The sequence below is a fragment of the Acidovorax sp. 107 genome, assembly GCF_003058055.1.
Lineage (GTDB): Bacteria > Pseudomonadota > Gammaproteobacteria > Burkholderiales > Burkholderiaceae_C > Acidovorax.
This window is the reverse complement of sequence record NZ_QBTZ01000001.1, coordinates 1,319,408-1,335,231: the sequence shown is the minus strand read 5'-3', so window position 1 is coordinate 1,335,231 and position 15,824 is coordinate 1,319,408. Positions and strand designations below refer to the sequence as shown.

The window sequence follows — 15,824 nt, the reverse complement described above, 5'->3', positions numbered from 1 at the left end:
AACCCTCCGCGCACCATCTTTCTAACGGCCTCTCAGACGCGCTCGAACACCGCCATGCTCTCCACGTGGGCCGTGTGCGGGAACATGTTGATCATGCCCGCCGCCGTGCACCGGTAGCCGGCCAGATGGACCAACAGCCCCGCGTCGCGCGCCAGGGTGGCCGGGTTGCAGCTCACGTACACAATGCGCTTCGGGGGTGTCCAGCCCTCGGCCCCTGCGGGCAACGGGCCAGCGCCCTCGGCGCCAATGCGGGCCTGCTCGATGTCGGCCAGCGCCTTGGCCAGCGCAAACGCCCCTTCGCGTGGCGGGTCCACCAGCCACTTGTCGGCGGCGCCGTCGGCAACCAGCATCTCGGGCGTCATCTCGAAGAGGTTGCGCGCTACAAAATCAGTAGCTGCCAGCGCTTTATGGTCCGGCGCCTGGGCCTGATTCAATGCATAGTTCTCACGCGAGCGGGCCACCAGGGCCTCGCTGCCCTCAATGCCCAGTACCTCACGGGCCTGCGTGGCCAGCGGCAGCGTAAAGTTACCCAGGCCGCAGAACCAGTCGATCACGCGCTCGTGCGGTTGCACATCCAGCAGGCGCAGCGCCCGGCTCACCAGCACACGGTTGATGTGCGGGTTCACCTGGGTGAAGTCCGTGGGCTTGAACGGCATGGTGATGCCAAAGTCCGGCAGTGCGTACGACAGCCGCTCGCCGCCCTCGTCCAGCAGCTTCACGGTGTCCGGTCCCTTGGGCTGCAGCCACCAACGCACGTGGTGCTCCGCCGCAAAGGCGCGCAGCTGGGCGATGTCGCCAGCGCTCAGCGGCTCCAGGTGGCGCAGCACCAGCGCGGTCACGGTGTCACCGCAAGCCAGCTCGATCTGCGGGCAGGTGTCGCGCGCATCCAGGCTGGCAATCAGGGCACGCAGCGGCATCAGCATCGCGTCGACATGCGGCGGCAGGATCTTGCAGGTCTGCATGTCGGCGATGTAACGGCTCTTGCGCTCATGAAAGCCCACCAGCACCTGGCCTTTCTTGATCACGTGGCGCACGGCCAGGCGGGCACGGTAGCGGTAGCCCCAAGCGGGCCCCTCGATGGGACGCAGCATGGTTTCGGCCTTGACCTTGCCCAGGTGCCAGAGGTTGTCCTCCAGCACCCGCTGCTTGACGGCGACCTGGGCACCTACATGCAAGTGCTGCATCTTGCAGCCGCCACAGGCGCCTGCGTGCAGGCCAAAGTGGGGGCAGTCCGGCCGCACGCGCTGGGACGATTCGCGGTGGATCGCTACCAGGCTGGCCTGCTCCCAGTTGTTCTTCTTGCGGTGGGTGTTGGCGGTGACCAGCTCGAATGGCAGGGCACCGTCGATGAAGACCACCTTGCCATCGGGCTTGCGGGCCACGCCCTGGGCGTCAAGGTCCATGGACTGGACATGCAGCCAGCCTTCGGGCAGGTCACTTTGGGAATTCTGCTCGGTGGGTTCAAACGAGGGGGATAGTTCTTTCGGTTCGCTCATCCCCCGATTGTCTCAGGCGCGGCATGCCCACAGGCCGCGCCCCGTGCGTACTGGCCGTTTCAGCCCCGGTCAGCGCGCGCAGGCCGCATGCCACCGGGCGCGGACACCGCCGTGAGCGGCAGCTTGTTGATGGTGAGTTCGCAGCCAAAATTGCTCGGCGAAAAAACCAGGGTGGAGCCCGGCGCCACCAGCGGCAGCGTTTCATGGATCTCGCGCGACATGTCCACCGGAGGCACTGGGGCGCGGTACACGATGTCCTTGTCGGGGCCATAGACGACGTAGCAGGACGCAGAGGCCGTCTGGTTGAACAGGGCAGCCACCAGGGCTGCAGCGGCATAGGGGAAAGCGGTCACGGTGTGGCTCCTCATGCAAGCAGATCTGTTGGGAATTATGCGGGCTTCTGCAGACACCGCCAATCCGGTGCGTAGTGCATGGTGTGCAGTCAGCGCAGATACAGATGGTTGGTGTGCTTGACCTCCTCCATCACCGCATAGGTGCGCGTCTCGCGCACGCCCGGCAGCTGCCACAGCACATTGCCCGCAAACACGCGGTAGGCGTTCATGTCGGCCGAGCGGGTTTTGAGCAGGTAGTCGAACCCGCCCGCCACCATGTGGCATTCCATGATCTCGGGGTGCACCTGCACAGCGGCCTTGAACTGGTCGAACACATTGGGGGTGGTGCGGTCCAGCAGCACCTCCACAAACACCAGCATGCCCGCGCCCAGCTGGAGCGGATTGAGCCGTGCCTCGTAGCCCAGGATAAAGCCATCGCGCGTGAGGCGCTGCACGCGCGCCAGCACGGCGGTGGGCGACAGGGCCACCGCCTCGGCCAGCTTGAGGTTGGCAATGCGGCCGTCTTCCTGCAGGATTGACAGAATCTTGCGGTCAATCCGGTCCAGATCGGGTTCTGTTTGCATGTTGCTTAGATATTTATTCGGCTTCAATGCCAATTTTCGACCATTTATTCATCTTCAACCCAAGGATCATCGCCAATAACGCGCCCAACCAACACTTTCCCCTGTGTTGGGCCCCGCCCACTACCTGAAAGACACCGCCATGACGCAGCCCTCCGCCCTGTTTGCAGACTTCGCGCCCCGTACACCGCTCTCCAACCCGCTGCGCGCCGCGATCACCGCCGCCACCCGCCGCCCCGAGCCCGAGGCCCTGGCCCCGCTGCTGGCCCAGGCCCGCCTGCCTGCCGATCAAGCCGCAGCGGCGGAGCAACTGGCCCTGCGCATTGCCAAGGCACTGCGCGAACGAAAGGCCAGCGCTGGGCGTGCGGGCATCGTGCAGGGGCTGCTGCAGGAGTTCTCGCTGTCGTCGCAAGAAGGCGTGGCGCTGATGTGCCTGGCCGAGGCCCTGCTGCGCATCCCCGACAAGGCCACACGCGACGCGCTCATCCGCGACAAGATCAGCAACGGCCAGTGGGATGCCCACCTGGGCAAGAGCCCTTCGCTGTTCGTCAACGCCGCCACCTGGGGCCTGCTGATTACCGGCAAGCTGGTGGCCACCCACAGCGAGAGCAGCCTGGGCAACTCGCTCAGCCGCCTGATCGGCAAGGGCGGCGAGCCGCTGATCCGCAAGGGCGTGGACATGGCCATGCGCATGATGGGCGAGCAGTTCGTGACCGGCGAAACCATTGACGAAGCCCTGCGCAACGCCCGCACCATGGAGACCGAGGGCTTTCGCTATTCGTACGACATGCTGGGTGAGGCCGCGCTGACCAGCGAAGATGCCAAGCACTACTACGCCTCTTACGAGCAGGCCATCCACGCGATTGGCAAGGCCTCTGCCGGGCGCGGCATTTACGAAGGGCCTGGCATCTCCATCAAGCTCTCGGCCCTGCACCCGCGCTACAGCCGCGCGCAGTTTGGTCGGGTGATGGACGAGCTGTACCCGCTGGTGCTGCGCCTCACGGCGCTGGCCAAGCAATACGACATCGGCCTGAACATCGACGCCGAAGAAACCGACCGGTTGGAGCTGTCGCTGGACCTGCTGGAGCGCCTGTGCCACGAGCCCACGCTGGCGGGCTGGAACGGCATTGGCTTTGTCATCCAGGCCTACCAAAAGCGCTGCCCCTTCGTCATCGACTATGTGGTGGACTTGGCCCGCCGCACCCAGCGCCGCCTGATGGTGCGCCTGGTCAAAGGCGCGTACTGGGACAGCGAAATCAAGCGCGCCCAGGTCGATGGCCTGGAGGACTACCCCGTCTACACCCGCAAGGTGCACACCGACATTTCTTACATCGCCTGCGCACGCAAGCTGCTGGCGGCACCCGAGGCCGTGTACCCCCAGTTCGCCACCCACAACGCCGAGACAGTAGCCACCATCTACCAACTGGCAGGCAGCAACTACTTCGCGGGGCAGTATGAGTTTCAGTGCCTGCACGGCATGGGCGAGCCGCTGTATGAGCAGGTGGTGGGTGCTATCACTGCGGGCAAACTCGGCCGCCCGTGCCGCATCTACGCCCCAGTGGGCACGCACGAAACTCTGCTGGCCTACCTAGTTCGTCGCCTGCTGGAGAACGGCGCCAACACCTCGTTCGTGAACCGCATTGCCGACGAAACCATTGCGCTGGATGAGTTGGTGAAAAGCCCCGTGCAGGTAGTGGACCAGCAAGCTGCCACCGAAGGCACTGCCGCCCTGCCCCACCCGCGCATTCCGCTGCCAGCAGCGCTGTACGGCGCCTACCGCAGCAACTCACGCGGGCTGGACTTGTCGAACGAAAACACACTGACCGAGCTGGCCACCACCCTGCAAGCCACGGCAAGCCACGCCTGGACGGCAGCGCCCCTGCTGGCCGCCGAGGTGCCCGCAGGCCCCACCCAACCCGTGCGCAACCCCGCCAACCACAACGACGTGGTGGGCCAGGTGCAAGAAGCCACCACCACTGATGTAGACCAAGCCCTGGCCCACGCCCAGGCCGCCGCAGTCCCCTGGGCCGCCACGCCGCCCGCAGAGCGCGCCGCCGTGCTGCTACGCACAGCCAATCTGCTGGAAGCCCGCATGCAGCCCCTGCTGGGCCTGCTGATGCGCGAAGCCGGCAAGAGCGCCAGCAACGCCGTGGCGGAAGTGCGCGAAGCCGTGGACTTCCTGCGCTACTACGCCGCACAGGTGCAAAGCACCTTCGACAACGCCACCCACATCCCGCTGGGCCCCGTGGCCTGCATCAGCCCCTGGAACTTCCCTCTCGCCATCTTCATGGGCCAGGTGGCCGCAGCTTTGGCCGCAGGCAACCCCGTGCTGGCCAAGCCGGCAGAGCAGACCCCGCTGATCGCCGCCGAGGCTGTGCGCCTGCTGTGGCGGGCCGGTGTGCCCCGCGCAGCAGTGCAACTGCTGCCCGGCCAGGGCGAGACCGTGGGCGCGCGCCTGATTGGCGATGAGCGCGTGATGGGTGTGATGTTCACGGGCTCCACCGAAGTCGCCCGCATCCTGCAGCGCACGGTGGCCGGGCGGCTGGATGCCGCAGGCCGCCCCATCCCGCTGATTGCCGAAACGGGTGGGCAGAACGCGATGATCGTGGACTCGTCCGCGCTGGTGGAACAGGTGGTGGGCGATGCGGTGTCGTCCGCCTTTGACAGCGCAGGCCAGCGCTGCTCGGCACTGCGCGTGCTGTGCGTGCAGGAAGAAGCCGCCGACCGCGTGGTCGAGATGCTGCAAGGCGCCATGGGTGAGCTGCGCGTGGGCAACCCTGCCGAGCTGCGTGTGGATGTGGGCCCTGTCATTGACGCCGAGGCGCAGGCAGGCATCACCCATCACATCGAAAAATTCAAGGCCCAAGGCCATCGCGTGTTCCAGCACCCGAATCACGTTTCCGTAGTCAGCGCACCGGGCACCTTTGTGCCCCCTACCCTGATCGAACTGAACCACATCGGCGAGCTGCAGCGCGAAGTCTTTGGCCCCGTGCTGCACTTGGTGCGCTATGCGCGCAACGACCTGGACCAGCTGCTGGACCAGATCAATGCCACCGGCTACGGCCTCACACAAGGCGTGCACACCCGCATCGACGAAACCATTGCCCGCGTGGTCCACCGCGCCCATGCGGGCAACGTGTACGTGAACCGCAACATGGTCGGCGCCGTGGTGGGCGTGCAGCCCTTTGGTGGCGAAGGCCTGTCGGGCACGGGCCCCAAGGCCGGCGGGCCGCTGTACCTGCTGCGCCTGCTGTCGCAGCGTCCAGCCGATGCGCTGCCGCGCAGCTTGGCCGAGGCCGACCGCACCAGCCCGCCCGACACCGAGCGGCGCGAGCGCCAGCTGGCCTCGCTGGGCACCTTGCAGCAATGGGCGCACCACCAGGGCAACCTGGCCCTGGCGGGCCACTGCCAGCGTTTTGCGCGAGAAACACAGAGCGGCACCGCCCGCACCCTGCCCGGCCCCACGGGCGAGCGCAATGTCTACACCCTGGCCCCCCGCGCCCGTGTTCTGTGCCTGGCCCCCAGCGCGGACGACCTGCTGGTGCAGACGGCCGCCGTGCTCGCCAGTGGGGGCACCGCCCTGTGGCCCAGCGCCCAGGCCAGCCTGCATGCCCAGCTGCCCACGCAGGTGCAGGCCCAGGTCACGCTACAAGACAACGCTCTGGGCAACGCTGCCGTCGCACTGGACGCCGTGCTGCACCACGGCGATGCCTCGGCCTTGCAGACGGTATGCACCGCCCTGGCACAGCGCCCCGGCCCTATCGTGGGCGTGACAGCGCTGCCGCCCGGCGCGGTGGACATCCCGCTGGAGCGCCTGCTCATTGAACGGGCCCTGAGCGTGAACACCGCCGCAGCCGGGGGCAACGCCAGCCTGATGACGATTGGGTAAGAACCTGTTCAAAGGGCTCAGCACCGGCCTCACCACAGAAAAATTGAATCAAATCAGCCGCTAGCGCTTGCAGATAAAGCGCTAGCAGCTATTGATTCAATAGCATTCAGGACACAGATGCCAACGGCAGATTGAGCAGTAGGTTCTGTGGTTTGATGCGCACCACGCCCTCCGCGTTGGTCGCGAGCCCCAGGTACACCGGCTTGCCCACCACATCGGCACGCATCTCGGCGGGGTTGGCAAAGGTCAGGGTGAACAGGCTCACTAGGCGCTGCATGCGCTCGGCCTCCACCGGGCGGTCCTGGTACAGGTCGTTGAGGATGGCAGTGGACTCCACATCCAGCCCCACATGCCAGCGCCACGCGCTGTCGGTGACCTGGTGCACAGGCTCGATCTGCACCTGCACGCCCAGCAGATGCGCCACCCAGCTCTCCAGCACACGGGCCAGGGCTTTCAGGCCTGAGCGTGCACGGGTCATCTTGAAGGTCAGGCCATGGCTCAGGTCCTGCGTCAGCTCGTGGGTCAGGTCGAGCAGAAAGTGGTGGCGGTCACTCTCCTGCCAATATTGCGCCGGATTGTCGGCCGATAGCACCTTGACCTGCGCCGTGGGCTGCAGTGCGCCGCTTTGCAGCAACAAGCGCCCCACCTCGCCCAGGCCCGCCGTCTCATTGAGCATGTCCAGCGTCGCCCGGTCGCCTGCCAGCATTTGCCCGTCTTGCAAAGTGATGCGCTGAGGCCGAAACAGCATCTCGGCAGCGCGGGCCTCAAAGGCGTCGTTGCAGTCATCCAGCACATTGCGCAACAGGGCCTGCACCACGGCGTCGATGAACACGGCTGGCACGTTCACCGCCCCACCGCGCATGAGCTGCAGGTAATACGCCTCCAGCGTGCCAGCCGCCAGCAGGCCATCACGGAAGCGCAGGAACACGGTGTAGTTCTCACGGGCGTCGTCGTCCTGCAAAGCAGCCAGCTCCGTAGCGGTGACCACCCGCGCGGGCGACACCTTCAGCGACTCATGCAGCGCGATCTCAGCAGCGCACGACTCCGGCACCAGCGCCAGCTCCGGTCGGGCCAGGAGCCAACGCAGGTATTCATCGGTGGGAATCAGCCAGCCACGCGCGTCGTGGTCCAGCGTTTGGAAACCACTACGGGGCCAGAAATCGTGAGGTGTCGTCATGAAGAAATGAGAAAGCAGATGCCTTAAGGGGATGGTAGCCGCGGAAGCTTTCGCACGACGCTGCTGCACAGCGAGTGCGCACGGGCATCCACATGCTTCGCTACATCACCAGTCAAGAAACGCCTGCTGCCGCGCCTTCAAGGACCAGCGCGCAAGCACGTCATGCCGGCTAAGGCCGTAGAGGCTGTCTACCAAGGCAAACTGCATCACCGTCCACGCAACAGGATCAACAACCATGCGGTCGATGCGTTTGTGCTTGTAGTGCAAAGTCATGTGCGGTTGGAAATGGCTGCGGATTTGGGTTTCCGCAAACCCCATGCGGCGCATTGTGTTGCCGAGCGCATGTTGAAACTCTCGCAAGTCACGCGCGGCGCCCGCTTGCGGCGCCAACTCGACGGTACGGATCGGCCCCGCTTCAAAGGCGCCCCGGGACTGCAACACATTGAGGCGAACCCCAAACGGTTCGTAGTCCATGGCGCTACCCGCCGCCAGCGCCAAGTCAATGACCCCTCGAGGGACGCCATTCAGAAAACGCCCCAGGGCGTGGAGGGTGATGTGCAGCCGATCCGAAGACATTGGATCGGCTCTGCCCGGCCAACGGGGCCCTTGGGCGCGCAGAAGTAGTTCCCTAGCCGTCTCCGCAACCAGCGGCGGAGGGTAGAGAAAATAATAGAGATCGTGACGCTGGGACATTGCACACAAAGCTCCGGAAGATCCGGCGCATTGTGCAACAATACTGGCTAAATAACCAGTATTTCGATCAGCGCTTGCTCACTCCCACTCCATCATCAACAAGACGCCCAAACCCGCGTGGTTAAAGGGATTGACTGTGATCAACATGGGGCCTTACCGTCACTCTTACCGTCAACACCGCACATCTTTTGCTGACGCGGGAAATGGAGCGATTCGCGGGGAAGCAACTCTTGCGACACCATCGTCAATCAGGACATAGGATACACAAAACGCAGTGTCCTTTGCCAGCTGATTGGCTGTCTACGGCAGCTTCAACAGCTTACCGAGTGCTACGGCCACTGTCTCCAGAGCATTGATGACGCCGTCCATGACGAAATCGAGGGCCCGACCGTAGCCTGCGTTGACGTTCGCTGTGTCGAAACCAAGGCGCTGCAGGGTCGCGAGGCACTGCTCCACGGTTTCGTGAGCGTCGGCGATTCGAAGGTCGTTGTTGAGGAACAGGGGCGCCATGGCTTCACTGCGGTCGCGCCAACCTTCCGGCTCTGTCGCCGAGGCAAAGGCATCGCTTGCCTCCTCGTGAGCATTCAGTCTTTCGATGACATTTAGAAGCGCCTGCAGCAGCTTGAGGCTTCCGAGATCCCTGACAGCAGTTCTCGGACATCCGGCGCCCTCCAACAATGACTTGAGGTAGCCATTTGGAACGCGTTGCCATACCTCGTGCAAACTCTTGCAGCGAGCCAAGAACATCTGTTGTGACAGGTCGAATGGTGCGACCTGGGCCAACCGACTGAGCGTCGGATAGGCCATCCAACCATTGGCCACAACCTCTGCACGATCAAAACCAGTCAGTTCTACTGCCGACTTGTTCAGCCCCACAGTCACGCCTAGTGCGGAAAGACCATCGCCCAATCGTAGAAGCACATCGAGCAGCCGCTGCACCTTGGCAACCACATGCTCTTCGTTCAGGTCTGCATAGGCAAGGTCGGCCGGATCGACTGCAAATGATCGGGCGTGAATGACCTCGCGATCCGGCTTCGGCTTGTACAGCTCACGCATTGGCACTTGGATCAAATTTCTTCCGACCCGACGGCATTCGGTGAAACTCCACTGCCCTCTATATGACGGACTGCAGTACCACTGTCCCCCAATACGAGTCGGAGTCGTGTCGTAGAAAGTGCTCTGTTCGTACTTCTGGAGGAATCGATCATGGAGGTAGACCGGATCCACCCCCAGCAGGGCATTCGCACGCGCGTGAGTCATGGCCTGCGCGTCACCAGGCCACAGAATGCCCTCAGCAGTCTGCTCTTGACATAGTTCCGGCATCACCGCTTCGACGGAAGCCCAGAGCTGGACCAGAAGCCCACCTTCGTGCTCGCGGATATCCAAGTCATACCAAGCAATCCCGTCAGCGGGCTTGCGGCTCACATGAGTCTCCCCTCCCATGATCGCGCGTACTTCAGGTAGATCTTGCAACTGGGCTGAATAGTAGAAAGCTCGCACACCCCGCGCACCACGCAGCCAAAGGTAGCGGCGAAGGTATTCATTCGACATGTGCCAATTGACCGACCTCTTCAAGTTCCAGTGGTAGTCACTGGACACCTCGCCCTCGGCCACGCCGAACTCCGGAAGCCCCAAGTCATCGTAGACAAGGCGTTGCTGATCGTTGCCGACACAACGGGGAGTCAATCCAAGGGTCATCCAGACTTTCTCGGCTAGGTTGAAGGTGTAGAACGAGCTGTCACCCCAAGCCGCAACGATGTAGTCATAACCCGATATCGACGGAGAAAAGTCGGTCGAGCAACCACGCATGTCGCCGGTAGGAACAGAGAACTCGACCACGCCATCGCCCGCCTCAGAAAGAACTTCGATGGGGCCATCCTCCACTCCGGGAACCACTGCCATCAGCAAATGCAGATGCTCAGCTTGCCCTACATGCGCATCGGATTCCTGCATCGCGGCCACCTCCACAGCTTGGCTAGGCGACAAGCCGACAGGTTCCAGCAGGCCACGCAGCCTTGGTGGCAAGGCATGAGCCGGGATGGGAAATGCTGCTAGATAGTCAAACGGCATGATTCTTTTTGTAGGATTTTCAAAGTGATCAGGCTCTCTGCGCCTGCGCATCTTCTGCGGCAGGCAGCATGATGTCGTGCCAACGAATCGGAGAAGCGAGCAACAAATTCGTCTCGGCCTCCAACAGCCCAGGATGTCCGGGGTGGTTCTCCACAGCTAGCGCAACGACTTCGCGACATCCCTCCATGTCGCCAACGCCCCGAAGTCGCTCGGCCAACTCCAGGGCAAGCGCAGCCTCAAACAGCCGCGGGAACCTCAGACCGTTTGCGGCAGCACGCCGACGCAAGTAGTTGCTCAGTGCCGCTCGATGGGCTTCCAACGACCAAGGTACAGTTTGTCCAGAGACCGCGTGAGCAAGTAGCGCTTCCGAGGAAGGCTCTCCAAGCTCCTCTTGAATCAGCGCCTCGATTGCCGAAGACATCTCGGCCAAATCCTGTCTCGCAACATGCATATTGAACAACGCATGCAAAGCCAAGTACGGCAATCTGAGGCGTTTCTCCAGGCGCGGGACAAACTCACACGCAGCGCGCAGCACAGGCCTCAAATCAGTCACGACAGCATCGGGCTCCTTCAGAAGACAAGATGCAAGTTGCTGCAGAAAACCCTCCAGCTTGTCACGTCCTGCTTTCGTGATGTCACCTTCGGCACGACCGACCCAGAACTGAGGTGCCATGCGCACTTGAACAACGCCGCTTCGTTCCATGTGATAGTTATACGGCTCACGCTCCACTGAAGGCTGGCGCAGAACAAACTCAATGATGACACTACGCATCAAACGCGAAAGTCCCTGCAGGGTCAGATGCGTGGTTCGACCTTCGATTGCGATCTCGCCATGACCATGTCCCAGGGTCACGGCATCCGGTAGCCGCCGGAGCTGATGTACGTACTTGGATCGCGATTGATAGGCCGTACCGAGCGCCTCCACAAGGTCCGACCTACCCAGCAGAAGGCCATTCCCAGCACTGAAAGTCTGACGAAAATACGCGGGCGTGATATTGGCAACTGCGAACTCTCTGAAGCGCCGAGCCAGTGCGACATGCTCTACTCTTAGTAGGGCTTCCCTGACACGTTGAGCAATCGTTTCCTCTGCCCCAGAAAGCGCCTCATCGACCGCCTTACGCTTTCGCTCATCAAACGAATCCCAGTCGCTTTCATGACCGTCGAAGTCCTGGGCCAGTGACTCTACGGACGCAACGAGTAAGGTGTAGGCCAGTTCCAAATCATCAGCAATGCGATGCATTCCGTTGACGTACGTCCGAAGCGCGCGCATGACCCCTAAAAAGGTATGTCGAGGGAGGCCAATGAGCTTCCCAAGAAATTCTGCCAGAAAGGTCAGTTCATCCGGCTTGCACCAGATCTCCCCATCGAAGAATCGGTGGACCAGCGTTTGAGGAGCGACCCTTGTAGCCAATCCACGCTGCCCCGTCGTCAGCCTCCGGGCCAGATCAACGTCGGGCGTACAAACACAATTCAACGCAAATGAAACTGCCACAGAATAGTCTTGAAGATAGGGTTCGACGCCCGAGGAGACGAGCACTCCCGGCCCCTGCTCTTCTGCTTCCATGCGCTCAGTGAGCTCATAGACCAAGACCGTTGGACGTATCGAATAGCTCGATGACGCAGACAGTCGCCCTGCGACTGTTTCGACAGCCTCCTCTCTAGCGAGGATGGCATTCGTATAAAGCATGCCTCGCAGGAGGTTTTCCCTACCGACGGGTCTAGCAAACAGTTTTCCAGTGGAAATTTGCAGCACGCTTCCTCCAATTCAATTTCAGCACACTCGCGTCGAACAACCGCCCCTACTCGGACAGGAATGCGAGGAAGTCGCTGCGGCGCGCAAAGACCGGCTGAAACACCTGGTCCTCGGCTTTTGCCCTGCCATTCCAGAGCAACAACCCCTGGGCAACCAACTGCGCGAGGTAGCCATGAAGTGCAGCCCGCGTCTGGTTAAAACCATTCCGAGTCCGCTCATCAGGCTTGGACCACACGCAGTCAGGCAGTGCGATTTCAGCCCAGGCCGCAACCACATCCGAACCGAAAGCCTTGTCACCAAGGCCGAAGGCAGCGAACACGGGCAGTTGCCACGCGTAGGGATGATGCTGCATGCCAAGCTGTACCCGCTGAGCGAAGAATACGGGAAGGTCCTCCGGCTGCAGTTCCATCGCAGCGCAGGCTACAGCGAAGCGATCGGTAAGTTCCAACGCGCCAAGCGCCTCCGCTCGTTCCCTCTTGGAACTCCAGGCCAACTTGATCCTTGCGAGTTCGCCTTTTGCCCACACCAAACGCTTTTGTGCCTGCCGTAGCTTGGCTGCCGCGACCGGCTTATACGGCATAGCCCGAGTGAAGAAGCCGATGTCGACCCTCCACTCCTTCAGTTCCCAGGATAGCCGGTTCCTGAAGCGTGTTTCAGCTTGGCGATGCTCCATCCAAGACACCCATTTCCAGCGGTGACGCTCTTTCAAAGCTTGATCGAGCTCAGACTCCGTAATGCCTGCCGCCGGTAGGTCCGACACGTCAAACTCGATGGCATCTTTGAACAGAGAGCGCAGACGTTCGCCCTTAGCAGCATCGACGGCGTGGGTCTTGCGAACTTCGAGAGCGAGATCCCACCGACCTGGAATCGTGAACACTACGTCCGGTTGCAAATCACCTACGGGGTGCTCTGACTTGCCTTCGCTGAACTCGTACACCCGGTCTTGGATCTCCACGAACTCCGTTCTGCGAGTGCCCCACACGTCTGCAACGACCTCGACCGCTCCTCCCGGCAGCCAGAGCTGGCGGCGCTCAGCCAGACGATCGCGTACAAAAGCATGCAGGAGTGTCATCGGCTGCGGGTTGCAGTTTCCGTCATCTACATCGTGCTGGAAGTGCCAGGCCTTTGACTCGCCCATGTGGGCTTGGAGTGCCCGGCCGCATCCGTGGCAGACACAGCCGCACAGCCTGCCGCGATGGATGGCCGGATCCAAGTCCCGGATATGGGTCCATTGGCCGTTACGGCGGCCGTATACGAACTGCGCAGGCATCTATGTACCCTGCCTCAGAAGGGCAGCGCGTCGCCAACACAGGCTGGGCAAATAAAACTCATGATTAAGGGCGCAGGACGTGCGCTAAGCCTCATCAATCCACTCCATTGGAACTAGCTTGGTTCCGCCACGCCATTCCGGCAAGCCGACGACTTCGTCGATGCCCCCCCACACTTCGCTTGATGCGTGGTCCAGAACGATGAGTTGGAGCCTCCCCTTTTCACTACGCACGACGCTACCCATCACTTCGAACGCCTTGCGAACGGCATCCACGTCTTCGTCGCGCACCTTGGGGTCTTCTTCCACCTCAACGTCCTTGGAGACCACGTGCTTGGGAAAGTAGACTTGGCTCGGTTGGTCAAGTACGAGAAACGCGGGGACAGGACTGTTCTTTTGACTCAGATAGAACTGATGAAGAGAAAGCAGCACGGCTAGGTGATAGGAGAGCCAGTTCGACCCACTTCCGATCTCCGACAAATAGTCATCCCGCTCAGACCCAAGTACCTTAATGGTCAGGTCGTTGGTCTCCAGCGAGATGGGATCGTTCGGATTCTCGATATCGAGATGCGGCAGGAGCTTTCCGGCATTGGTGTTGACAGTCCGCAGAGCTCGGCGCTTCCGAGCTTCGACATCCTGTCCGCGCAGTTCTCCTTCCAGCGCCAATACCGTTTCCTTGAGCGTTCGAACCTCTTCGACGAGCTCGCTGTCGCTGCCCAATTTTCGATGGAGGCCCAGTGACGACTCGAGATTTCCTATGAAACGCTCCGTACGCTTCGCGGAAAATTGCTGTTCACTAGCTTCCTTCGATCTGCCCGTCAGCGCTCGCTTGCGAATCTGAACTGCGCGCAGACGTTCGGTCGCATTCCCAACATCTGTTGTGACTCGCTGCAACTCTCGATCGAACGCTGCTGGCACTTCTCTGTCTTTGTCTGCGCCCGCTGCCGTCTCCACCTCTTCCAGACGCTGGGCTAGAACCTGCAGTTTTCGTTTGGCCGAATCCGTGTGGCTGCCGCACATGGGGCAATCCGACTCATCGCTTGCATGCGAGACCAGCCAACTCGACAGCTGCAACCGACCTCGTTGCACCGAGAGCGCAGCTTCGTACTGCTCGACGCCGACACGCATCCTGTTCATTTCTTCCAATCGATGGCGCAAGGTGGTGAGTTCGCGGGAAACTTCACGCTCTTCGCCCTCCAGGCTGTTCAGCTCGCGCAACGCTTCCGAAATTGTTGTGGTGCTGACCGCCAAAGTTAGGTCGGTTCTTGTGATGACTTCCTCAAGCAACTCGATCATTTGCTCCCGAGAAATGTCCTCCTCCAGCTTCGGAATCAGCCCAAGTTCTTGAGCCTCGCTGAATTTGGACCTCAAGTCGGCAAGCCACCGCGCCGAGACTTCCTGCGCGTCCTTAAGCTCCTTCTCTTTCCGACGCAAGATTTGCCGAGTGCGGTTCAACTCGAACTGCTTCGCCATCAATGTCGGAGTGACCGCACCGAGCACGTAGGGGAAAATTTTTCTCAGCTTTTCCCGGTGCTCGTAAGTGTTGGTCTTGAAGAACAGGACGTCTGGATTGGCGACCACGTTCTGGGGTTGGAACGTGAAAGCAGCCAAATCACGGAAAGCTGGGCGCCCGTCGAACCCTGAAGCCTCCTCCCCGCCTGAAAAGTCCAGATTGGAGAGGTTGGCTAGATCATCGAGCAATCTCTTGACTGCAGTAGCGTTGGTATTCTTGGTGAGGCGATTGGGGATCTTGGATATCTTCTCGGCTTCCAACAGAAACATTTCGTCGGTGCTGCGCTGAGCCCCCGGTTCCTTTCGAGCCAATAGCTTTTCACCTTGAGCCGTCGCTACAACGACGCCAAACCACTCGCAGTATTTGCGGATTGTGTTCACAGGAATCGAGCACGTGCTGGAACCGAGGCAGTAATCGATGATAGGAATGACTGCTGATTTTCCAGTCCGTGAGGCGCCACTGATGACATTGACTTTCCCAAGCTCAAACTTCAACGTCCGCGGTTCAAATTTCCCATTGCGCGGCCAGAGCACGATCCCTCGAATCTGAAAAAACATTAGAGCTTCACTTTCAGCGTTGTCACGATCTCGTGCACTGTGAGTTCACCGAACCAGGCGCCGAGTTTTTCCGCCAGGTCCATGAGGTGCTTTACCTCGTCTGACAACCCTCTCGCCTTGGTTTTCGACAGCGGAATGGCCTCGCCGTTGTCGGCGAGTTTGAGCAGGCTTCCCGCGACGGCGAGCTCGATGGATTGCAGGCTGAGCTTGCGCCATCGAACTGAGCGGTCATGGATCTGAATCAGCAGATCCTGTTTGGACACTGACGAATCTCCGAACTTTGCGGCGAACGCCCGCAAGCCCGAACTCTTGTAAGTGCGCTTCACAAATTCCGAGGTCGCCTGATGCAGAATGATAGGCAGCACAAGAAAGAGAAGCGGCAACGGCGGCGGGGCGTTGACGCGATGAGCCTCGACGTATCCACAACAAAATCGCCATACGAGCGCAGCACCCAACGCAGGGTTTTGGACGTTTTGGGCCTCTCTTGCCAGCATCG

Annotated in this window: 11 protein-coding genes; 1 reads left to right on the top strand and 10 read right to left on the bottom strand. The window is 61.3% G+C overall.

Features of this window, described 5'->3' with window-relative positions; translation table 11 throughout:
- Window positions 1–32: 32 nt before the first annotated feature.
- The 3 genes from rlmD to C8C99_RS06315 all read right to left on the bottom strand — a co-directional run bounded on the left by rlmD (window position 33) and on the right by C8C99_RS06315 (window position 2,412).
- A complete protein-coding gene (gene rlmD, locus C8C99_RS06325) occupies window positions 33–1,496 on the bottom strand; it encodes a 23S rRNA (uracil(1939)-C(5))-methyltransferase RlmD (RefSeq protein WP_108625263.1) in 1,464 nt (487 codons plus the stop codon).
- 59 nt (window positions 1,497–1,555) lie between these two features.
- Complete coding sequence (locus C8C99_RS06320; protein WP_199226337.1) at window positions 1,556–1,849, bottom strand: hypothetical protein; 294 nt, start codon at window positions 1,847–1,849, stop codon at window positions 1,556–1,558.
- Window positions 1,850–1,938: 89 nt separating this feature from the next.
- A complete protein-coding gene (locus tag C8C99_RS06315; protein WP_056645619.1) occupies window positions 1,939–2,412 on the bottom strand; it encodes an Lrp/AsnC ligand binding domain-containing protein in 474 nt (157 codons plus the stop codon).
- 139 nt (window positions 2,413–2,551) lie between these two features.
- Between C8C99_RS06315 and putA the strand changes: the two genes are divergently transcribed.
- Window positions 2,552–6,298, top strand: a complete 3,747-nt coding sequence (gene putA / locus C8C99_RS06310) for a trifunctional transcriptional regulator/proline dehydrogenase/L-glutamate gamma-semialdehyde dehydrogenase (RefSeq protein WP_056645620.1) — start codon at window positions 2,552–2,554, stop codon at window positions 6,296–6,298.
- A 106-nt stretch (window positions 6,299–6,404) separates the two neighbouring features.
- Here putA and C8C99_RS06305 read toward each other — a convergent pair whose 3' ends face one another.
- The 7 genes from C8C99_RS06305 to C8C99_RS06275 form a co-directional block, all read right to left on the bottom strand.
- Window positions 6,405–7,475: a DUF6352 family protein gene (locus C8C99_RS06305; protein WP_108625262.1), complete on the bottom strand. Its 1,071-nt coding sequence runs from the start codon at window positions 7,473–7,475 to the stop codon at window positions 6,405–6,407.
- A 105-nt stretch (window positions 7,476–7,580) separates the two neighbouring features.
- Window positions 7,581–8,051, bottom strand: a complete 471-nt coding sequence (locus C8C99_RS23810) for a 2'-5' RNA ligase family protein (protein WP_056645626.1) — start codon at window positions 8,049–8,051, stop codon at window positions 7,581–7,583.
- 417 nt (window positions 8,052–8,468) lie between these two features.
- Entirely contained in the window at window positions 8,469–10,238 is a 1,770-nt protein-coding gene (locus C8C99_RS06295) for a hypothetical protein (protein WP_015014573.1), read from the bottom strand.
- Window positions 10,239–10,266: 28 nt separating this feature from the next.
- The gene (locus C8C99_RS06290; RefSeq protein WP_015014574.1) at window positions 10,267–11,991 is read right to left on the bottom strand and encodes a hypothetical protein; all 1,725 of its coding nucleotides are present in this window, start codon (window positions 11,989–11,991) and stop codon (window positions 10,267–10,269) included.
- Between the two features lie 46 nt (window positions 11,992–12,037).
- Entirely contained in the window at window positions 12,038–13,063 is a 1,026-nt protein-coding gene (locus tag C8C99_RS06285; RefSeq protein ID WP_142145392.1) for a hypothetical protein, read from the bottom strand.
- A gap of 282 nt (window positions 13,064–13,345) precedes the next feature.
- Window positions 13,346–15,328, bottom strand: coding sequence for a DUF3732 domain-containing protein (locus C8C99_RS06280; protein WP_015014576.1), 1,983 nt, complete (start codon window positions 15,326–15,328; stop codon window positions 13,346–13,348).
- A complete protein-coding gene (locus C8C99_RS06275) occupies window positions 15,328–15,822 on the bottom strand; it encodes a three component ABC system middle component (RefSeq protein ID WP_043565464.1) in 495 nt (164 codons plus the stop codon). Before C8C99_RS06275 ends, C8C99_RS06280 begins: the two co-directional genes overlap by 1 nt.
- Window positions 15,823–15,824: the final 2 nt, after the last annotated feature.